The sequence below is a fragment of the Streptomyces sp. FIT100 genome (genome assembly GCF_024584805.1).
Lineage (GTDB): Bacteria > Actinomycetota > Actinomycetes > Streptomycetales > Streptomycetaceae > Streptomyces.
Genome location: NZ_CP075715.1, coordinates 341,371 through 362,175 on the forward strand (window position 1 = coordinate 341,371; position 20,805 = coordinate 362,175).

The 20,805-nt window shown below is 70.3% G+C and carries 16 protein-coding genes and 3 pseudogenes; 10 read left to right on the top strand and 9 right to left on the bottom strand.

Going from position 1 to position 20,805, the window contains the following annotated elements; genetic code table 11:
* Positions 1–34: 34 nt before the first annotated feature.
* A pseudogene (locus KK483_RS35255) lies at positions 35–82 on the bottom strand (hypothetical protein); the annotation flags it as partial.
* Positions 83–292: 210 nt separating this feature from the next.
* On the opposite strand from KK483_RS35255, the pseudogene KK483_RS01315 reads away from it, so the two are divergent.
* The 4 genes and pseudogenes from KK483_RS01315 to KK483_RS01330 form a co-directional block, all read left to right on the top strand.
* Positions 293–538, top strand: a pseudogene (locus tag KK483_RS01315) (glycosyl hydrolase family 95 catalytic domain-containing protein); the annotation flags it as partial.
* Between the two features lie 233 nt (positions 539–771).
* On the top strand, positions 772–1,938 hold the full coding sequence (locus KK483_RS01320) for an SGNH/GDSL hydrolase family protein (RefSeq protein WP_262009296.1): 1,167 nt from the start codon (positions 772–774) through the stop codon (positions 1,936–1,938).
* Between the two features lie 226 nt (positions 1,939–2,164).
* Positions 2,165–3,388, top strand: coding sequence for an alginate lyase family protein (locus KK483_RS01325; RefSeq protein WP_262002998.1), 1,224 nt, complete (start codon positions 2,165–2,167; stop codon positions 3,386–3,388).
* Between the two features lie 90 nt (positions 3,389–3,478).
* On the top strand, positions 3,479–3,664 hold the full coding sequence (locus tag KK483_RS01330) for an RICIN domain-containing protein (RefSeq protein ID WP_262003000.1): 186 nt from the start codon (positions 3,479–3,481) through the stop codon (positions 3,662–3,664).
* Positions 3,665–3,802: 138 nt separating this feature from the next.
* Here KK483_RS01330 and KK483_RS01335 read toward each other — a convergent pair whose 3' ends face one another.
* Entirely contained in the window at positions 3,803–6,382 is a 2,580-nt protein-coding gene (locus KK483_RS01335; RefSeq protein WP_262009297.1) for a polysaccharide lyase family 8 super-sandwich domain-containing protein, read from the bottom strand.
* 284 nt (positions 6,383–6,666) lie between these two features.
* Between KK483_RS01335 and KK483_RS01340 the strand changes: the two genes are divergently transcribed.
* Positions 6,667–8,205, top strand: a complete 1,539-nt coding sequence (locus KK483_RS01340; RefSeq protein WP_262003001.1) for an amino acid permease — start codon at positions 6,667–6,669, stop codon at positions 8,203–8,205.
* A 177-nt stretch (positions 8,206–8,382) separates the two neighbouring features.
* Here KK483_RS01340 and KK483_RS01345 read toward each other — a convergent pair.
* A pseudogene (locus tag KK483_RS01345) lies at positions 8,383–8,742 on the bottom strand (CinA family protein); the annotation flags it as partial.
* Between the two features lie 219 nt (positions 8,743–8,961).
* On the opposite strand from KK483_RS01345, the gene KK483_RS01350 reads away from it, so the two are divergent.
* Both KK483_RS01350 and KK483_RS01355 read left to right on the top strand, forming a co-directional pair.
* The gene (locus KK483_RS01350; protein WP_262003003.1) at positions 8,962–9,117 is read left to right on the top strand and encodes a DUF6131 family protein; all 156 of its coding nucleotides are present in this window, start codon (positions 8,962–8,964) and stop codon (positions 9,115–9,117) included.
* Between the two features lie 318 nt (positions 9,118–9,435).
* The gene (locus tag KK483_RS01355; protein ID WP_262003005.1) at positions 9,436–10,425 is read left to right on the top strand and encodes a Gfo/Idh/MocA family protein; all 990 of its coding nucleotides are present in this window, start codon (positions 9,436–9,438) and stop codon (positions 10,423–10,425) included.
* Between the two features lie 115 nt (positions 10,426–10,540).
* On the opposite strand, the gene KK483_RS01360 is transcribed toward KK483_RS01355, so the two are convergent.
* The 4 genes from KK483_RS01360 to KK483_RS01375 form a co-directional block, all read right to left on the bottom strand.
* Positions 10,541–11,995 (bottom strand): GH1 family beta-glucosidase, encoded by a 1,455-nt coding sequence (locus tag KK483_RS01360; RefSeq protein ID WP_399013003.1) that lies wholly within the window; start codon positions 11,993–11,995, stop codon positions 10,541–10,543.
* A 64-nt stretch (positions 11,996–12,059) separates the two neighbouring features.
* Positions 12,060–12,974: a carbohydrate ABC transporter permease gene (locus tag KK483_RS01365; protein ID WP_262003006.1), complete on the bottom strand. Its 915-nt coding sequence runs from the start codon at positions 12,972–12,974 to the stop codon at positions 12,060–12,062.
* A gap of 16 nt (positions 12,975–12,990) precedes the next feature.
* A complete protein-coding gene (locus tag KK483_RS01370) occupies positions 12,991–14,016 on the bottom strand; it encodes a carbohydrate ABC transporter permease (RefSeq protein WP_399013007.1) in 1,026 nt (341 codons plus the stop codon).
* Between the two features lie 142 nt (positions 14,017–14,158).
* Entirely contained in the window at positions 14,159–15,472 is a 1,314-nt protein-coding gene (locus tag KK483_RS01375) for an ABC transporter substrate-binding protein (protein ID WP_262003009.1), read from the bottom strand.
* Positions 15,473–15,752: 280 nt separating this feature from the next.
* Between KK483_RS01375 and KK483_RS01380 the strand changes: the two genes are divergently transcribed.
* Positions 15,753–16,769: a LacI family DNA-binding transcriptional regulator gene (locus KK483_RS01380; protein WP_262003010.1), complete on the top strand. Its 1,017-nt coding sequence runs from the start codon at positions 15,753–15,755 to the stop codon at positions 16,767–16,769.
* Positions 16,770–17,046: 277 nt separating this feature from the next.
* Here the strand turns inward: KK483_RS01380 and KK483_RS01385 are convergent, their stop codons facing one another.
* Positions 17,047–18,078, bottom strand: a complete 1,032-nt coding sequence (locus KK483_RS01385; RefSeq protein WP_399013010.1) for a transcriptional regulator TrmB — start codon at positions 18,076–18,078, stop codon at positions 17,047–17,049.
* An 84-nt stretch (positions 18,079–18,162) separates the two neighbouring features.
* Positions 18,163–18,978: a siderophore-interacting protein gene (locus KK483_RS01390; protein WP_262003011.1), complete on the bottom strand. Its 816-nt coding sequence runs from the start codon at positions 18,976–18,978 to the stop codon at positions 18,163–18,165.
* A 116-nt stretch (positions 18,979–19,094) separates the two neighbouring features.
* Between KK483_RS01390 and KK483_RS01395 the strand changes: the two genes are divergently transcribed.
* Together KK483_RS01395 and KK483_RS01400 are read left to right on the top strand one after the other, a co-directional pair.
* Positions 19,095–19,883, top strand: coding sequence for an AraC family transcriptional regulator (locus KK483_RS01395; RefSeq protein WP_262003012.1), 789 nt, complete (start codon positions 19,095–19,097; stop codon positions 19,881–19,883).
* Positions 19,884–20,302: 419 nt separating this feature from the next.
* Positions 20,303–20,767: a DUF5959 family protein gene (locus KK483_RS01400; protein WP_262003014.1), complete on the top strand. Its 465-nt coding sequence runs from the start codon at positions 20,303–20,305 to the stop codon at positions 20,765–20,767.
* Positions 20,768–20,805: the final 38 nt, after the last annotated feature.

A 20,805-nucleotide genomic window follows, 5' to 3' on the forward strand; every position in this document is an offset into this window, starting at 1 on the left:
TGTTGTCGGAGGTCCACGCGTGGTCGGTGCGCGCGAGGATGCCGAGGTCGATCCGGCCGCCGCCACCGCTGCACGCTTCGATGCGCGGTCAGCCGGTCGCAGGCGAAGCCGCCGACGTCCGGGCGTGCGAGGTTGAGGACCGGCGTCGACATCGAAGCCGGTGGCCTCCCACGAGTTGCAGAGCACCGGCGCCGGCTCGTAGGCGTACGGCAGTACGTGGGCCAGGGCGCACGCGTGCCAGGCGCGGCAGGCCGCGCCGAAGCCGTCCTCGCCGTACAAGGCCGGCGAAGACGGCGGCGTGGGCCGGCGGTGGCACCCGGCCGGCGACGCCTGGCTGTGCAACTCCCCCTTCGAACACCATGAATTCACCCAGAGCCGCTCCCATCTCGCCCGCATCCAGCCGATACTCAAGGGTGCCTGCGAGTTCTGGGAGGCACGGCCGTTGACCACCACCGTCACCCACCCCGCCACCGGGGCCCCGAAGGACGTCCTCAGCGCCGACAGCGACTGGTCGCCGGAGCACGGCCCGCTCGACGCCGGGGCGTCACATGCGGTGCGCGGTGTGGGCGGCCGCACGACCACCGTCGCGTACGGGGACGCCTCCCGGAGGATCACCCTGGCGCAGGGGCGGTCCGTCATACTCCACGACCTGGGCCGGTGAGCGACGTGCACACGCTCGGAACAGTCCCGGCCCACCCGGGTCACCCGGGTCACCCGGGTCACCGGCACGGGCCCGCCGCGCTGACGGCTCTGGTCACCACCGCGATCTGCGTGTTCGCGTCGGCCGCCGTTTCCCCGGTGCCCGTCGTCTCCCCGGCCGGGCTGCACGAGGTCGTCACCTGGGGCGCGAGCGCCCACCGTGTGGGCGACGCCATATCCGACCGCAGCTACCGGCTGATCGTCCGCACCAGCGCCGCCGGCACCGGAGTGCGCATCCGGCTGTCGAACGCCTTCGGCGACCGCCCCCTCACCTTCGGCAGCGCCTACGCGGGCATCCGCAAGGAGGGTGCCGCCCTCGTGCCCGGCAGCAACCGGCGCCTGACCTTCGGAGGCGACCGGTCCGTCACCGTGGCCGCCGGGGAGACGGTCCACAGCGACCTGCTGCCGGGACGGCTCGCCGCGGCGGCCGCCCTCGTCATCAGCCTCCATGTGGCGCAGGCCGGCGGACCCGCGACCGGCCACGCCATGGCGATGCAGACCTCGTACACGACCTCCGGCGACCACGCGGCCGAGGAGGGCGCCGCCGGCTGGTCCGAGCCGACCGGCTCCTGGTACTACCTGGACGCCGTCACCGTGCGGGCGACTCCGGGGACGGGTGCCGTCGTCGCGCTCGGCGACTCCATCACCGACGGCTGGCAGTCCTCGACCGGTCTCGACCGCCGCTGGCCCGACTACCTCGCCCGTCGCCTCCGGGCCAACGACAGCACCGCGATCAAGGGGGTGGCGAACGAAGGCATCTCCGGCAACAAGGTCCTGGCCGACGGCGCCGGGCAGAGCGCCCTCAACCGACTCGGGCGCGACGTGCTCTCCCACCCCGGCGTGCGCACCGTCTTCCTCTTCGAAGGCGTCAACGACATCAAGGCGCACAGCAACGTCACCGCCCAGGACATGATCGCCGGCTACCGGGAGATCATCGGCCGCACGCACGCGGCCGGAAAGTGCGTCGTCGGCGCGACCATCCTGCCGTTCAAGGGCTGGCGCCAGTGGGACGCGGAGGCCGAGGCCGTACGCCGGGAGATCAACCAATTCATCAGAACGAGCGGTGAGTTCGACGCGGTCGCCGACTTCGACCGCGCTCTGCGCAGCCCTTACGACCCCGAGCGCATGCTCGCGTACTTCGACGGAGGCGACCATCTGCACCCCAACGACAAGGGCATGCAGGCCATGGCCGACTCCGTCGCCATCGACTCCCTCACCTGTCACCGACGTGCCGCCTGAGTCTCATCGAAAGCCGGGCGGCGCATTCAGGATCTGAAGGGCAAGGCCGGGGCGCCGCCGCCCACAAGGGTTGGGGTGTCACTCCGCCGCTGCCCTGACCCCTTTTCAAAGGGGCGCATGTCTTCAGGAGTTACACGCACACCATCTTGACGGCCCTGGTCCAGACCTTTAGTTTCACCGGTCGACAGCCGTCGACCGTTCATGTATCTGATCGGAGGTCAATCTCATGACCCCACACCATGAGCGCCCCGGTGCGGCACGCATCAGGAAGAATCCGTTACTCGCCGTTCCCGTGCTGGTCGCCACCCTCCTCGCCGCGCTGCTCGCCGGCCCCGCGGGCGGCCGCGCCGAGGCGGCCCCCGCCACGTTCGTCCACCCCGGTGTCCTCGTCTCCCGCGGCCAGCTCGACTTCACCCACGAGAAGGTCAATGCCGGGGCGCAGCCCTGGAAGGGCGCCTACGACCAGATGATGGCGAGCAAGTACGCCTCGCTGTCCCTCGTCCCCAAGCCGCGGGCGGTCGTGGAGTGCGGGTCGTACTCGAACCCCAACTACGGCTGCACGGACGAGCGCGAGGACGCCATCGCCGCGTACACGCTCTCCCTGGCCTGGTATGTCACCCGTGACAGCCGGTACGCCCAGAAGGCCATCGAGATCATGGACGCCTGGTCCGGTGTGATCAAGGACCACACCAATTCCAACGCGCCCCTCCAGACGGGCTGGGCCGGATCCTCCTGGCCGCGGGCAGCCGAGATCATCCGCTACACCTACACGGGATGGCCGCAGGACCGCATCGACCGCTTCAGGACCATGCTGCGCACCGTCTATCTGCCCGAGGTGGCCGGGGGCTCCCACTCGAACGGCAACTGGGAGCTGAGCATGACCGAGGCGGCGATCGGCATCGCGGTCTTCCTCGAGGACCGTGCCGCGTACGACAACGCTGTCGCCACGTTCCGCGGTCGCGTCCCTGCCTACCTCTACCTCACCACCGACGGCAGCCTGCCGAGGACCGCGCCGGGCAGCGGGCTCGACACCCGGGACGAGATCGTCCGGTACTGGCAGGGCCAGACCACCTTCGTCAACGGCCTCAGCCAGGAGACCTGCCGCGACCTTACGCACACGGGTTACGGTCTGTCCGCCATCTCGCACATCGCCGAGACCAGCCGCATCCAGGGCCAGGACCTCTACCCGGAGATCGCGGAGAGGCTGCGCCACGGCCTCGGTCTCCACGCCAAGTACGAGCTCGGTGAGACTCCTCCCGACTGGCTGTGCGGCGGCACCCTCCACGACCACCTCGGCCCGGTGACCGAGGTCGGCTTCAACGCGCTGAACGGCCGCATGGGCATCGCCATGACCAACACCCAGGCCCTCACCGAGCGGAACCGGCCGGCCGGCACCAACAACCTGTTCGTCTCCTGGGAAACCCTCACGCACGCCGGCAACCCGCGCTGACGGGATCGCGCCACCCCTCGTTCCAGCCCCGACCCGCCGACGCCTCGGTCACACCGTCCGCGGCGCCGGTGGCCGCCGCCGTAAGCCCCCGTGTACCTGTGGGCCTGCGACGGCGGCAACAGCCAGCAGTGCCCGGCCATGGACGAAGGCGGCGGCGCGTACCGCTTCGTCAACCGGCACAGCGGCAAGTGCCCCGGCGCGGCGCAGGGCGCACCGGCCGGAACGCCGTTGGTGCAGCGCGTCTGCGACGGATCGGGGCGCAGAGCTTCCAGCTGACACCGCGTGAGTGAGTGCCTCCCTGCTTCGGAGGGGAGCGCGCGAGGCTCCCGCTCGGCCCGGGCCGAGCGGGAGCCTCGGCGCGAGATCAGCCAGGGGGCCTTGTCCGCGGCGATCGCACCGGGACGCGGCGAAGTCCTAGCCGCGCAGTGTGACCGTGAGGCTTCGGCCGTAGGTGTGCCGCGTGGCGAACTCCAGGCGGGTGCCGCCGTGGACCGGGCTCACGCGTACACCGCCGTCCGATGTGGCCTCGCGGAGGGCGCGGCCGCGGAGGAGCACGGTGACCGTGTCCCGGTCCATGGTCGGGTCGGACACGGCGACGGTGGTCAGGCCCGGGCGCTCGCGCCGGACGATCACCGAGGCGGGCCCCTCGATGCGCAGGCCGGCGGTTTCGTGGCGGCCGGACGTGAAGGTGTTGGCGGCCGTCAGGGCGAGGCCGGTGTGGCTGACGGCCTGCAGGCGCGGGGTGTTCGCCAGGATCCGCAACGGCCCGTCCGCGTAGGCACGCAGGCGGGCCTCACTCGCGTTCGGCACCAACGCCCACGCCAGACGGCCGGGTTCGGCTCCGGGCGCCCGGTCGACGGTCACCCCGAGGACGCTGCGGGTCACGGCAGTGTCCGGGTTCGAGGTGCGGACGAGCCGGCGGCTGCGCGTGACCGTGTCGAGGGCGACCCTGACCTGCGGGGTGTCGAGGAAGGCATAGCCGACGGCGGTCCCCTGCGTGGCGTTGGCGTAGCGCAGCCAGCGCAGGTCGCCGGTGCCCGCACCCGTCCAGACGCGGCCGTCGCGGAGCATCCCGGTGAGGCCGACGTGGTCGTCGGGGGCGGCGGTGCGGGCGTCGATCGTGGTGCTCACGGCCCGCCCGGCGCTGTCGCCGACCCCTGCCGCGAGCACCACGATCTCCTCGTCGAGGAGGAACCACGACTTCGTCGCCGTGGCGTTGCGGTAGGTGACGAAGTCGTCCGGCAGCAGGCCCGCGGCCTTGTCGCGGTGGGCGACGTCGTCGGACTGCACCATCCCGGCGACGCCGTAGGCCCCGAGGACGGCGCCGCCCGAGTACCGGCCGGTGCCGCGCGGGAAGTAGACGTACGTGTTCTGCGACTCGGACGACGAGGTGAAGTGCAGCGGGTGACCCGGGTTGTCGTAGTACGGCTTCCCGTACAGCTCGGGGACGGTGCGCCGCTGCTCGACGGGCGCGGTGACGCCGGCGAGGCCGTAGGGCGGGACGGTGGTGAAGTAGTCGACGCCGTACGCCTGGGTCTGGTCCTGTCCGGAGAGGTAGAGGTAGTACGCGCCGTCGCCCTGGAACCACGGCATGAGGTTCTCGCCGTTCATGTACTCGTACTTGCTGATCCGGTCGGAGCTGCGGGCGAGCGCGAAGGCGTATCCCGGCCTTCGGTGCACGGTCCTGTCCATGGCGTTGAAGGCGATGCTGCGCGCAGCGGGGTTGAGGTCCGCGGCCGGGACGGTGGCGTCGCCGACGATGTCGGCGTAGCGCACGATGCTCACCGGGGAGACGAAGCCCGCCGGGTCGAGGGTGGCGCGCGAGGTCGACCGGATGTGCTTGACGTAGCTCTTCAGGGCGGTGGCGTCGGCGCCGCTCGCGAGCGAGGAGAGGTCGACGACGGCCTCGACGACCACCGCGACGTCGGTGTAGCCGGTGTCCGTCCGCGAGACCGCCCGCCCCTTGACGATCTCCATCATCCAGCCCTCGAAGATCAGCGGGGCGAAGCCGTTCTTCACCCAGCCCTGGACGGTCGGCACCAGTTCCTCGCCGTGCGCGAACCCCGTACCGTCGAGGATCTTGAGGGTCTGGACGACACGGGTCAGCAGACCCTTGCCGTAGGAGCCGGTGTAGGCGACGGAGGCGTGCTGGATGAAGGAGCCGTCGGCGTAGTGGCCGTCCGTGACACCGTGGTCGAGGTCGTACGGGTCGATGGTGGCGAAGACGGTCAGCTGGTCGGTCAGGGCCTTGCGGACGCGTGCGTCGTCGCCGAGGAGCGCGCCTTGCAGGATCCGGTTGGTGGTGATGTCGGCGAGGTTGGCGCCGGTGTGGAAGCGCGAGTCGAGGTTCACGTCGCCCGCGGTGCCGTTGCGGAGGTAGGCGTCCATCGAAGCGACGTAGGTGGGCAGGACGTCCGGCCGGTACGCCCGCACCTCGTCGGAGAGGAGCGCGAGCGCCCTGCTGACGTGCTGGGAGATCCCGATCTCCCAGTTGAACCAGTTGCCGTAGTAGCCCTGGGACTGGTCGCCGTAGTACTCCTCGTGCAGCCGCACGAGAGCGTCGATCACCCGGCGCTGCACGGCCGTGTTCCCGTACAGGTCCGAGGCGGCGCCGCCCGGTGTGCGGGTGGCGAGCGCGATCTCGTACAGCCGCCGGAAGGTGGTGTGGAGATGGGCGTCGCTGGTGCCGAGGGGCAGACCGGCGAACAGCTCGTCCGCGCCCGCGGCGTCCATCGAGAGCAGGTTCGTCCGCGCGGCCTTCTCGATCGCGGCCACCTTGGCCGCTGTCTCCGGCCGGGCATTGGTCTCGGCGGTCCCGGCGAAGACGGCCACGGTGTTGGCCAGCAGACGTGCGCTGCCGGCGGCCACCTCGGCGGCGCTCGCCGACCGCGAGGGAACCACTGAGGGAATCACTGAGGGCACGACCGAGGGCACCACCGACAAGAGGCCGGCGGCCGGCAGTGCGGACAACAGGCGTCTACGGCTGATCTCCATGGCGTCCTCCGCCTGCGCGTGGGCGTTCCGGCGGGCGGAGTCAAGCAGATGCACCGGCCAACGACAAGGTGTCCCGCCGTTGTCACGGGACGGTCGGGGGCCCATCCCTCGGGGGCCCATCCCTCGGGGGCCCATCCCTCGGGGGCCCGGGATCAGAAGGCCGCTGCCCGCGACGGCAGGTGCCTGTGTCCGACTGCGTGCCGCCGCCGACGTCCGCCCCAAAAGTGATGCTATGGGGCGACAGATGCCGCGAACGCCGCGGCGATGATCAGCGGAGGTGCACGATGGCCGCCCGACCACCGGTCAAGGCTGGGGAGAGAAGCCGGCCCACCGGTCTGTTCCGCACCAAGTCCGTGGAGCAGTCCATCAGGGACACCCAGGAGCCCGAGCACGCGCTCCGCAAGGAGCTGACCGCCATGGACCTGGTGGTCTACGGGGTCGGTGTCATCGTCGGCACCGGCATCTTCGTGATCACGGGTACGGTCGCCAGGAGCTACGCGGGGCCCGCGGTCGCACTCTCCTTCGTCATCGCGGCCGTCGTGTGCGCCCTCGCGGCGCTGTGCTACGCGGAGTTCGCCTCGACCGTGCCCGTCGCCGGGTCGGCCTACACGTTCTCCTACGCCTCCCTCGGCGAGATCGTCGCCTGGATCATCGGCTGGGACCTGATCCTCGAGTTCATGCTGGCCACCGCCCTGGTGGCGGGTGGCTGGTCGCAGTACGTCGTGAGCCTGCTGGACAACGCCGGCGTCCACCTGCCCGACGCGGTCTCGGGTGCGGGTCCCGGCTTCTCCTTCGACCTGCCGGGCGCGCTGCTCGTTCTCGTGCTGACGGGCGTGGTGGTGACGGGGGCGAAGCTCTCGGCCAGGGTCACCGGCGTCATCGTGGCGATCAAGGTGGCAGTGGTGCTGCTGGTCATCTTCGCCGGCCTGTTCTTCGTCAAGGCGGCCAACTACTCACCCTTCGTGCCCGAGGCGGTGCCCAGCCCACCCGGCGAGTCCGCCATCCACGCACCGCTGGTGCAACTCCTGTTCGGTTACGAGCCCGCCAAGTTCGGGGTGATGGGCATCTTCTCCGCGGCCGCCATCGTCTTCGTCGCCTTCATCGGCTTCGACATCGTGGCCACCGCTGCCGAGGAGACGAGGCGGCCGCAGCGCGACATGCCGCGTGGCATCCTCGGCTCGCTGCTGGTCGTCACGGTGCTCTACGTGGCGGTGGCGCTGGTGGTCACCGGTATGCAGAAGTACTCCCAGCTGGTCGAAGCGGCACCGCTGGCTGAGGCGTTCAAGTCGGTCGGGCATCCGTTCTTCGCCGGGGTGATCAGCTTCGGCGCGGTGGTGGGCATGGTCTCGGTGGTGCTGGTGCTGCTCGTCGGGCAGAGCCGGGTGCTCTTCGCGATGAGCAGGGACGGACTCGTGCCACGAGGCTTCTCCCAGGTGCACCCGAAGTGGGGCACCCCGGCCCGCACCACCGTGCTGACGGGTGTCCTCGTCGCCGCCATCACCGGCTTCACCACCGTCAACGAGATCGCCGAGATGGTGAACATCGGCACGCTGTTCGCGTTCGTCGTGGTGGCGATCGGCGTGATCGTGCTGCGCAGGACGCGGCCCGACATCCACCGTGCCTTCCGCACCCCCTGGGTCCCCGCCCTCCCGGTCCTGTCCGCCCTCGTCTCGTTCTGGCTCATGCTCAACCTGAGCCTGGAGACCTGGATCCGCTTCGTGATCTGGATGGCGGTCGGCTTCCTGATCTACTTCGCCTACGGCCGCCGACACAGCCGCCTCGGCCTCGGACTCCGGACACCTCCGGCCTCACTCAAGCCCTGACCCCGGCAGACCGCTCGCGGCCCGGCCCCCGGCAGGCCGGCCACGTGCCCGAGGTCGGTCGATCCCGGCCATCGAGCGGCGCGGCGAGGAGAATCGAGGCGCCCGCAGCACAGCGGCGACGGTGCGCCATCGACCGGGCAGCACCGGCCGCTGACCGGGACGGTGCCGTCTTCGGCATCATGGCAGGGGCGCGCCATCCCCGACGGGAGTGTCGGCCGGGGTCATCCCTCTGCCGTCCTGGGTGTCCGGGCCGGCGACCCCCGTCGTCGCGACCCCGTAGGAGGCGTCCATCAGCCGCCGCACGCCCTCGGCCATCTGCCCGGCGACCTCCCCCGTGGACGGCCCCTCCTCCGCCGGCAGCCGCTCGTCGACACCCAGCACGCTCGCCTTGACCTCAGTGGCGTACGCGATCACCCCGCCGCGGAAGGTCCGGGACGCCCCGGGCGCCTCGGCCAGTACCGCACCGAGCCGGCCTGCGGTGAGCGACTCGGCGACGGCCACCGTGTGCTCGGCGGCGGCCAGGGCGCCATGCAGCCGGCGGGCGAGGTCATCGGCCCGGTCGAGCCCGTTCCGCTGTGGTGAATCACCGGCCGTGTCCCACGGGTTTCCTGTTCACATGCACATGGTGCGTGCAGTGCGCCGGGCCCCGCCTGCCGAGCTGCGGTGCTTCCTCCCGGCGCAGTGCCGGAGACCGTTTGGAGCAGGGCAGAACGGAAAGACGCGTCAGTGGGAATCTCCTCGTCACAGGAGGTCGACGTGATTATCCTCGGAGTCATTCTGCTCATCATCGGCGTGGTGGCCAACATAGGAATCCTGTGGACCATCGGGATCATCCTGATCGCGGTCGGCGCGCTCATGTGGGTCCTCGGAATGCTGGGCCACGCGGTCGGTGGCCGGCGTCACTACTATTGAGCGGCTCGGCCGCAGCGTTTACCCCTCGCGGCGCCGATGCGGCTGCACCACGCAGGCATCAGGCATCCGCTTCGCACGCCCCGGCGAGTCGGTCGAGGTCGTCGTCTCCATGCAGGGCTCTCCATGCGGGGCTCTCCATGGTTCTCCGGTTCTCCATGTCTCCATGTGGGACACGGTCAACCGGCAATGACTGCGACCGATCGCCGAGCGCTTCCGGCGTTCCTTCCTCCCTTGACAACGGGCGGCACTCCGCGTGAGCCTTGCACGGCCTGATGGGAACGTTCCCAGTCCCTCGGCGCCGGCTCAGGAGGAACGCACGTGCCCGACCGCTCCATCAGATGGGGAATACTCGCGACCGGCCCGATGGCCGCGGCCTTCACCGAGGATCTCCTCACGATTCCGGGCGCGGACGTCGTCGCCGTCGGCTCCCGTTCCCAGGAGGCCGCGCGGAACTTCGCCGACCGGTTCGCGATCCCCCGCGCATACGGCAGCTGGCGGCAGCTCGCGAACGATCCGGACGTCGACGTCGTGTACGTCGCGACGCCGCACGCCCACCATCTCGCCGCCACCACCGCCTGTCTCGAGGGCGGCAGGGCCGTCCTGTGCGAGAAGCCGTTCGCGCTCAACCGCGCCGAGGCGCTGTCGATGCTGGCCGCCGCCGAGCGTCACTCGCTCTTCCTGATGGAGGGCATGTGGACGTATCTCAACCCACTGGTCCGCCGCGCCCAGGACATGATCGGCAACGGTCTGATCGGTGACGTCACGTCCGTGCACGCGGACTTCTCCTCGCAGGCCCCGGCCATCGCGGGAAGCAGGCTGCGCGACCCGGCCGCCGGCGGTGGCGCGCTGCTCGATCTCGGCACCTATCCCGTCTCGTTCGCCCATCTGTTCCTGGGCCCTCCCGACCATGTCTCGGCCTGGGCCCATCTGAACGACGCAGGCGTGGACGAGAGCACCGGAATGGTGCTGGGGTACGACAACGGATCCGTGGCCGTGCTCTCCTGCTCTCTCGCGTTCAGCAGCACCACTCGGGCCGTGGTGCACGGCACCGAGGGTCGCATCGAGTTTCCGGCCGACTTCTACAACCCTCGGGGGCTCGTGCTCCACCGCGACGGGCGCGAGCCGCAGGTCGTCGAGGCGGAGCCGCAGGTGGGCAACGGCTACGGCCACCAGGCCCGGGAAGTCATGAGGTGTCTGCGCGAGAAGCGGACCGAGTCCGCGCTCGTTCCGCTGAAGGGCAGCCTGGATGTGATGGGCACGCTCGACCGGGTCCGCGAGCTCGTCGGGGTCCGCTACCCCGGCGAGTGAGCACGTGGTGGTACGGCCGGCAGGCTACGGCCGACGGGCTACGGGCTACGGCCGGCGGGCCGGCGAGCGGGATGACGTCCCGCTCGCTCGCCGGCCCGCCGGACACCGACGCCGCTCAGCCCTCCGGCGACATGGGCACCACGCCCGTGCGCGCGACGTCTCCGTACCAGTGAGCGCTGGCCTTGGGGATGCGCTTGCCGGTCGGGTAGTCGACGTAGACCGCGCCGAAGCGCTTGCTGTACCCGTAACCCCACTCGAAGTTGTCGAGCAGGGACCACAGGAAGTAGCCGCGGACGTCGACGCCCGCCTCGATCGCCCGGTGCACGGCCGCGAGGTGTCCCTGGAGATAGGCGATCCGGTCGGGGTCGTTCACCTCGCCCTGCGGGTCGACGTAGTCGTCGAAGGCGGCACCGTTCTCCGTGATCATGAGGGGCAGCTCCGGGAAGTCGCCCTTCAGCCGCAGCAGCAGGTCGTGCAGACCGCTGGGGTCGACGGCCCAGCCCATCGCGGTGGTGGAGCCGGGGGGCAGGTGGAACGCCACGTCGTCGGCGCCCGGCCAGGGGCTGTGCGCGCTGTTGCCATGGCCGTCGGAGCCATGGCTGGTCTCGGAGGCACCGCCCGAAACCAGGGTCGGGGTGTAGTAGTTGACTCCCAGGAAGTCGAGCGGCTGCCGGATCTCGGCGGTGTCACCGTCCCTGACGAAGGACCAGTCCGTCAGCGAGGCGGTGTCCCGCAGCAGGTCCTCCGGGTACTCGCCCCGGAGCATCGGGCCGGTGAAGACGCGATTGGCGATGGCGTCGATCCGGCGCGCGGCGTCGATGTCCCGCTCCTCGCCGGAAAGCGGCCTCACATGATGGATGTTGAGGGTGACGGAGACCTGCGCATCGGCCGGCAGATGCGCACGGAGGGCCTGCACGCCCTTGCCGTGGGCGAGGTTGAGATGGTGCGCCGCGCGCAGTGCGGCCACAGGGTCGGTGCGCCCGGGCGCGTGGACCCCGGAGGCGTAGCCGAGGAAGGCGCTGCACCAGGGCTCGTTCAGCGTGATCCAGGTCCGCACCCGGTCGCCGAGCGCCTCGGCGGCGAGGGCCGCGTACTCGGCGAAGCGCTCCGCGGTGGCGCGCTCGGGCCAGCCGCCCGCGTCCTCCAGCTCCTGCGGCAGGTCCCAGTGGTAGAGGGTCGCGACGGGCTGGATGTTCTTCTCCAGCAGTTCGTCCGTGAGCCGGCGGTAGAAGTCCAGCCCCTTCTGCACGCTCGGACCGCGGCCGGTCGGCTGGATGCGGGGCCAGGCGAGGGAGAAGCGGTACGCCCCGACGCCGAGGTCGGCCATGATGGCCACGTCCTCGCGCCACCGGTGGTAGTGGTCGGTGGCGATGTCGCCGGTGTCGCCGTTGCGGACCTTGCCCGGGGTGCGGGCGTAGGTGTCCCAGATGGAGGGGGTGCGCCCGTCGACGTTCGCAGCGCCTTCGATCTGATAGGCGGCGGTGGCGGTGCCCCAGGTGAACGACCGGGGAAAGGCGAGTGCGGTGGGCGTCTCGGCGACGGGCACGACGTGTCCAGCTGCGGTTACCACGAGGGTCCTTCCAGAGGTGCTGTGAGCAAGGACAGGGAGATCGGGCGAAGGGGGCCGGGGAGGCTCAGCCCTTGACCGCGCCCTGCATGATTCCGCCGACGATCTGACGTCCGAAGACGACGAACATCGCCAGCAGGGGGAGAGTTCCGAGCAGCGCGCCGGCCATGATCAGGGACTGGTCGCGGACATAGCCCGCGCTGAGTTGGGTGAGCGCGACGGGAACCGTCGGGTTCGTCATGTCCAGCACGATGAACGGCCAGAAGAAGTCGTTCCAGGCGTGGACGAATGTGATCATGAAGAGCACGGCCATCGCCGGACGGGCGACCGGCAGGACGATGCTCCAGAAGATACGGAGCGAATGCGCGCCGTCCACCCGGCCCGCCTCGATCAGTTCGTCGGGCAGCGCCTCGGCCAGGTACTGGCGCATGAAGAACACACCGACGGCGCTGACGAGCGTCGGGAAGATGACGGCGGGCAGCTTCTGGCCCCACCCCAGTTCCGTCATCATCATGAAGAGGGGGACGACACCGAGCTGCGGCGGGACCATCATCGTGCCGATGACCAGCATCAGCAGGATGTTGCGTCCCTTGAAGCGCAGTTTGGCGAAGGCGAAGCCCGCCAGGGTGGCGAAGAGGACCGTCGACAGGGCGATGACTCCGGCCACGATGAGACTGTTGACCATCGCCCTGCCCAGTGCGGCGTCCTGCCACGCCTTGCCCAGGTTCTCGAACAGGTGCGGACCCGGCAGGAACGGAGGCGGGGTCTGGGTCACGCGCGTGTTGTCGCTCGATGCCGCCACCATCGTCCAGTACAGCGGGAAGAGCGAGAGCAGCGCGGCGATCCCGAGCAGGACATAGGTGACGGGGCCGGCGTGGTGCTGGCGCCCGGCGCGTCCGCGCAGGAACCGGGCGGGGCGGCGCCCGCCGGGCGCCGCGTCCTGCTGTACGTCCTGGGGTGCCGGGAGGGTGTGAGTGGTCATGGCTGCCATCTCCTGGTCAGGAAGTACGGGACTTGGCACGCCACTTGACGAGGCGCTGGATGACGAAGACGAGGACCAGGAGCAGGAACATCGCCCAGGCCACGGTGGCCGCACGGCCCATCTGGTAGTTCTTCCAGCCCTCCTCGTACAGCAGCAGTCCGAGGGTCTGGTACTGGTTGTCCGCTCCGCCGGTGATGCCGTTCGGGCCCTGGCCGAAGATCAGGGGTTCGCCGAAGAGCTGGCTGGCGCCGATCGTGGAGAGCACGATCGTGAAGAGGATCGTGGGGCGGATGCCCGGGATGGTGACCTTGAGGAACTGCTGCCAGCGCGAGGCTCCGTCGATGGCCGCCGCCTCGTACCGGTCCCGCGGGATGGCCTGCATGGCCGCCAGGTACAGCAGGGCGTTGTAGCCGGTCCAGCGCCAGATGACGATCGTGGAGATCGCGATCTGCGCCGCCCACTTGTTGTTCTCCCAGTCGACGTTGTCGACACCGACCAGGCCGAGCACCCAGTTGATCATGCCGAAGTCGCGCTCGAAGAGCATGGTGAAGACGAGGGCCGCCGCTCCCACCGACGTGGCGTACGGCGTCAGCGCGGCGACCCGGAAGAACGCCGACGCGCGCAGGCGGTAGTTGAGCAGGTGGGCCAGACCCAGCGCCATGAACAGCTGCGGGACCGTGGAGATCACACCGATGGTGATGGTGTTGAACAGTGCGTTCCAGAAGCGCTCGTCCCCCCACAGCGCCGTGTAGTTGTCGAACGCCACCCATTCCATGAGGTCCATGGAGGCGAGCTCGACGCGGTGGAGGGATATCCAGGCGGTGTAGATGAGCGGGTAGAGGCTGAAGGCCGCGAAGACGGCGAAGAACGGAACGATGAAGGCGTAGGGCGCGCCGTGCAGATCCAGACGGTGGAGCAGTGTGCTCCGCCGGCGCGGCTGCCGCTTCTCCCCGCTCGTTCGGGAGGGTTCGGTCCGGCCTGCGGACTCTTCGGTGGCGTCACCGGCCGCTGCTGTCGAGGTGGGATTGGCCACCGGAGGCATCCTTACGTGGGACGTGGCGGGGGCTGTGCCCCGGCGACCGCGCGGAGCACGTCGTCGCCGGGGCCGGGCCCTGTCGTCGAAGTGGCGTCGTCCGCGCGGAGGGCGGACGGGACTCCGACGACAGGGCCCAGGGCGCATGGCGTCAGCCGACGGCCTTCTCGATGCGCTCGTCGGTGGTCTTCCATGCCTTGTCCGGGCTCTGGTTCTGGGACTCGATCAGGCTCAGCCCCTGGGAGAAGATGTCCTTGATCGTTCCGTCCTTGCGGCCCAGCACCTGCTCGTCGGGGATCTCCTGCGCCGCGGCACCGAAGATCTGGCCGATGGGGGCGCCGCTGAAGTACTCGGACTTCGCGTTCGCCACCTGGGGTGCCTCCAGCGCCTTCTGCGAGGAGGGGAAGTTGCCGATCTTCTCGAAGAGGCGGGCCTGCTGCTCAGGGGCGGTGAGCCAGGCAACGAGCTTCTTCGCCTCTTCCTTGACGGGGCTCTGCTCCATGACTCCGAGGAAGGAACCGCCCCAGTTGGCGCCCTGGGGCGCCTTGGCGACGTCCCACTTGCCCTTGTTCTGCGGGCCCGCCTTCTCGCTGATGTGGGCGAGCATCCACGCCGGGCACACCGTGGTGGCGAAGGTGCTGTTCGCGAGGCCGGGGTCCCAGCCCGGCTGGAACTGGCGGAGCTTCGCGGTCAGTCCCGAGGTCGCGGCCTGGGAGGCCAGGTCCCAGGCTCCGGTGACGACGGGGCTGTCCTTGTAGATCAGCTTGCCGTCCTTGTCGTAGAACTGCTGGGAGTTGCCGTAGATCATCGCGTTGAACAGTCCGCTGGAGCTGTCCATGAAGGCGACCTTGTCGCCCTTGAAGCCGGCCTTGAACTCCTTGCCCGCCGCGACGTACTTCGCCCAGTCGCCGTCCCACAGCTTGGCGACCTGCTCGCGGTCGGTGGGGAGCCCCGCCTGCTCGAAGAGGTCCTTGCGGTAGCAGACCGCCATGGGGCCGATGTCCGTACCGAGCCCGATGACCTTGCCGTCCTTGCCCGTGACCTGGCTCAGCTTCCACGGCAGGAAGTGGTCGGCGCCGGAGACCTCGGACAGGTCGACGAACTTGCCGGACTGGGTGTCGACGAGCTCCTTGGCGCGTCCGATCTCGATGCCCTGGATGTCCTTCAGGCCGCTGCCGGCCGCCAGGTGGGTCTGCAGAGCCGTGTAGTAGGTCTGCTCGTCGCCCGCGACGTCGGCCTCGATCCGTACGTTCGGGTTCTGCTTCATGTACTCATCGAGGAGCCCGGTCTCCTTGAATCCCATGACACCGAACAGCCCCATCGTGATGGTGGTCTTGCCGTCCTTGACGCCTCCACCGGTCCCACCGGCGTCGCCGCCACCGCATGCGGAGAGAAGACCGAGAGCTGCCACCGCCGATATGACGGCGGTGCCTCTCGTACGCAACAGCTTCCGGGTGCTCTTCATGTGTGTGTCCTCCCAGGCGGCGCCGACGCACCGGAGTGCGGGCCAGCCGTCCTGCCGATTGGCCCGAGCAGAGAGTGGGAACGTTCCCAATCAAGATGGGAACGTTCCCACTGGATGCCGGAAGATTGACCTTTGAACGAGGCTTGTGTCAAGAACTTGAATCCAATTCGTTTCCGGAAGATGACGCGGGGGCCATCCGCGCACCGACCGGTCGATGCGGGTGTCTGGCACAATGCGCTGGCAAACGGCGCGCAGCCACCGGTCGGACGAGGAGAGACTCATGGGGGCACAGCAGCGGCCGACCATCAAAACCGTGGCCGCGCGCGCCGGAGTCGGGCGCACCACCGTTTCAAGGGTCATCAACGGCTCGACCCTCGTCAGCGACGAGGCGAAGGCCGCGGTGCTCGCGGCGATAGCCGAGCTCAACTACGTACCGAACTCCGTCGCCCGCGGCCTGGTCACGCGGCGTACGAACTCCGTCGCGCTGGTGATCCCCGAGTCCGAGAGCAGGCTCGGCGCCGAGCCCTACTTCTCGGCCGTGATCCGGGGCGTGAGCACCGTGCTGACGGCGACCAGGACACAGCTCCAGCTCGTGCTCGTCCGCGACAGGGGCGAGCGCGACCAGCTCACGGACTGCGTGGCGGAGCGGAGGGTGGACGGCGTACTCCTGGTGTCCGTGCACGAGCACGACCCGCTGCCCGGCATTCTGGAGAACCTGGGCCTGCCGACGGTACTGGCCGGCCGCCGCTCCCCCGCGGAGTCCCTGAGCCATGCGTGCTCCGACAACCTGGGGGGCGGGAAGGAAGCGGGCCGGCATCTCGTCTCCCGCGGCCGGACGGCGATCGCCACCATCTCCGGGCCGCTCGACATGGACGTCTCCCGCAGCCGGCTCCAGGGCTGGAAGGACGCCCTCGAGGAGGCGGGCATCGCTCCCGACGAGCGCCTCGTCGCGACGGCCGACTTCACGGAGGAGGGCGGGATGCTCGCGATGCGTTCGCTTCTCGAACGCGCCCCCGACCTGGACGCCGTGTTCGCGGCGTCGGACGTCATGGCGGCCGGAGCCATGCTGGAGCTGCGGCGGCAGGGACGACGAGTGCCCGAAGATGTCGCCATTGTCGGATTCGATAACTCCTACATCGCCCGCTACGCCCACCCTTCGCTCACGAGCGTGAGCCAGCCGGTGGAGGAGATCGGGTCCACCATCGCCCGTCTCCTCCTCGACGAGATCGCCGACCCCGGCGCACCCCGGCAGCAGGTCATGCTGCCCACCGAGCTGGTGGTGCGCGGCTCGTCCTGACGGGCACCGGCGGCTCCGCTCCTGCTCCCCTCGCGGAGAGGGTTCGCGAGCGGTGTGCGAACGGTGCGCGGGCGGTTTCGCCTGCTAACGGTGAACGGGCGGTTCGCGAGCGGTGTGCGGGCGGTCGGCGACGGGCGATGCCGGCGCCCTCGACACGGCTCCACGCCTTCTCCTGCGCCGCGGTCATGGCGGGCCAGTCGCCGCCGCCCCGGCGGGCGCGACGCGTGAGGCGCGGGGGGCCGGGCACGGCGCGCGGCCGTGCTCGGCGGCAGTCGCGTCAGGCCCAGCCGCGGCGGGCGGCCTGCCAGCCGAGCTGGACGCGTGTCTCCACCCCCGCCCTGGCCATGAGGTCGCCGATGCGGCGCTGGTAGGTACGGCGCGAGATGCCCAGTTGGCCGGCCGCCGTATGGTCGGTCAGCCCGCTGAGCATCAAGGTCAGGATGCGGAGGTCCAGCTCGTCGAGGTCGCCGGTCGGGGTCTCGGCGACATCGTCGCCCGCCGCGTTCGCCGACAGCGGGTAGGCCCGTTGCCACGCGGCCTCGAAGTACCCGATCAGCACGTCCAGGAGACCGCTGGGGTGCACCACGATCGAGGCGGCAGCGGTGTTCCGGCTGGAGGAGAGCGGAACCATGGCGAGGTCGTCGTCGGCGATCACCAACTTGACCGGAACGGACTCCGTCACCCGTATCTCCTCGCCCTCCGTGAGGGAGGCGAGCACCTCGCCGACCATGCCGGGCTGCGCCAGCAGTTCGCGCGGTGCGATCGCCCGGTAGTGGATCCCCCGGCGCAGCCCCGCGGCACCGGCCTCGTTCTGCCGGTGCGGTACGACGGCCAGGTGCGGGACCATCATGGACCGCACCTCGCGCCGGGCGGCGTGCTGCAGTTGGGCGAAACGATGGCGAACGGTGTCGACGTCCGTGATCACCTCCACCACGTCGGAGGCCCGGTCACGGGCCGCCAGCCGGTGCTGCTCGGTGAGGTTCAGCAGATCGAGCTCGGCGGCGCGCAACGCGTCCCGGCGCTCCCGCAGGACCGGCCCGAGCGCGACCGCCGGCGGCGCGGCGCTGAAGACGGTCCCGGGACCGGACGGTGGCGCGTGGTCTTCCGGGCCGGTACGGCCCTGGGGATCCGCGGGGTGTGCCGTCACGAGGCCGAGCCCGGCCAAGGCGGTGAGCAACCGGTGCACCTCGCCCGGCGACCGGCCGGTGTCGTCCGCGAGTTCACCGGCGTTCCCGCTCGCCCGCACGATCAGGTGCCGGTAGACCTCTTCCTCGGCGGCGCCGAGCCCGAGCGCGGCAAGCATGGCCACTCCCCCACATGATGCTGAGGGCCGTGACGATACGAGAGGCGGCCCCGGGCCCGGAACCCGGGGCCGCCGCCTCGCGCGACGCGGTCAGAGGCCGGCTCTGCCGTGTTTCCAGTAGCCGCGGAAGGCGATGTCGGAGGCGGGGACGCCGCGTTCGCCGACGAGATGCCTGCGGACGCCGGTGGGCAGCGAGGACTCGCCCGCGGTCCAGGTGTAGAAGGGGCTCGGACGCAGCTCTGCGTCCTTCACGGCCCTCAGGGCCAGCGTGCCTGGCCGCAGGGAGGGTTCGTCGCGGGGCAACCAGTGGATCCTTGTGGCCGCGGGCGCGGTGACCTCGCGACGGATGTCCTCGCCGGAAGGTACTTCGAGGAAGACCTCGGCAGGCAGGGCGTCGGTGGAGCGCTCCAGGATCGCGAGGATCGCCGGCAACGCGCTCTCGTCGCCGACGAGAAGCTGCCAGGCGGCGCCAGGCGTGGGCATGTAGCAGTACCCCTCGTCGAGGAAACCGACCCTGTCGCCTGGCACCGCCCCCAGCGCCCAGGCCGTCCCGGGAGCAGCGGGCCCGGCCGAGGCGTGCTCCTCGTGGAGGGAGACTTCGATGTCGAACGCGGACGACTCCGGCCTGAAGCGCCGGATCGAATACGACCTGACTCGTGGACGCCGTCCGGCCGACTGCAGCGTGTGCTGGAGCATCCACTTCTCCCTGCTCGGCAGGACCACCTCGTCCTGACCGGGGCCGGCGAAGAAGAGGCGGCCCGCCTGGTCGTACCCGGACTGCTCCAGATGCCGGAAGTCCTCTCCGCCCAGCGTGAGGGACATGAAGTGAGGGCTGACCCGCTCGCGGCCCTGGACGGTCAGCGTCAACATCCGCCGCTGGCGGGGGCGTCGGCGTCTGGCTGCCATCGCCATCGATCCGAAGCTGCTCAACGGTTCCTCCGGTTGCATGCCCGTACGTCACTGCTCATAGGCCGATCCTCGGGCCCGCCGCAGGTGCCGTACCACCGGTAAACTGACGGCTGATGCCGGAAACCCGCCAGACTTCCCCGCCGCCCGCGACGCTGCGCGTGACGACGCCTCGCAGTGGAGGCTGGCTCCCGCACGGCTACCACCTCGACACCCATTCGCACGCCCATGGCCAGCTGGTGTACGCGGCCGCCGGAGCCCTGGCCACCACGACCGAACGCGGGACCTGGGTCGCCCCGGCCAACCGGGTCACGTGGACGCCGCCCGGATTCGACCACTCCCATCGCTTCTACGGCAGGACCGACGTCCGCCTCGTCGCCATCCCGGCGGGCCTGTGCGACGCGCTCGTGGCACACCCCAGCGTGTTCGCGGTGAATCCCCTGCTGCGAGAGGCCCTCCTGGCTCTGACGGACCGTCGGGAGGTCCGGCCCGGCGCCTACGAACGGCTGCGCGCGGTGGTGATCGACGAGCTCGCCGAGACCCCCGAGCAGTCCCTGCACCTGCCTCAACCGCGGGACGACCGGCTGCGTGCCGCGACCGATCTCCTGCACGCGGATCCCGGCCGGACCGCGACCCTGGCCCAGCTGGGCCGGACCGTGGGAGCGAGTGAGCGCACCCTGAGCCGCCTGTTCCACACCGAGCTGGGCATGGGTTTCCAGCGCTGGCGCACCGTCCTGCGCATCCACCACGCCGTGGTCCACCTCACCAACGGCCGGTCCGTCACCGAGACCGCGACGGAGTGCGGGTGGTCCAACCCCTCCAGCTTCATCGCGGCGTTCACCGAGGTTGTCGGGCAGACCCCGGGCCGCTACCAGGCGGAGCTGCGCGACGACGACATCAAGTAGCCGCACCGGCCTCGGACGTTCGCCCCACGGCTGCGACCGTCAGGACGGCCGCACGAGGTGAGACCGTCGGCCGGCCCCGGCACGATCTGCCGGCATTCCTGCCGGGGGGGGGTGCGACGTACTGGAATCGGCGGCCTTCGGGCCGTCTGGAACGGTGTCGTACGCGGCCTCGGCGGGCGCCTCGATCGACCGTCCTGCGGCCGCCGTTGGGACCTGGGGCCGCCCGCCGCCTGGTCGCCGAGGGACGCACGTACGGGTGGACGCCGCACCACAGCCACCCTGTGCCGGACAGCGGCCGGTCCGCGGGCTGCCGCGCCAAGCGATGCCGGCCACCGAGTGAGATCGCGGTGCTCGTCGGCAGATGCCGCACGCACACCCGTCGGGGTCGCGCCCGAGCACCTGCCGTAGGTTCCCGAACCATGGACACGAGCACACAGCCCGATGCGTATGAGCTGATCCGCCTGGCCGACCTCACCCGGAGCATCAGCGTTCGTCTGCGTTCGACCGAACCCACCCTCATCACCGCGACAGTCCGGCACTACGACGCGGAGGCCGTCGTCAGCAGCGGCTTCGTCAACGGGACGGTCCGCCTCGGATTCCACTCCGAGGACCTCGCAGACTTGGGCCGGCTTCTGGACGCCATCGAGGAAGCCGAGCAGGAGGCCGACCTCGACGAGCCGTTCACGGCGGACTGGCCCCAATCAGGCCACACCGCCTACCTCCGCTTCATCGCCGAAGACCCCTATGTGGTCGAAGTCCACGACGGGGCCAGCACCCAGATCGTCGTCTCTGTGCCTCTCGATCTGGGGGAAGGGTGGATAGCCGAGTCCCGAGAACGTCTCGCTGCGGCGCTGGCCGCTCTCGGCGCGGGCGCAGAGCGGTGACCATGAGGCTGGGCGCGGATCGGCCGGCGACGGCGGCT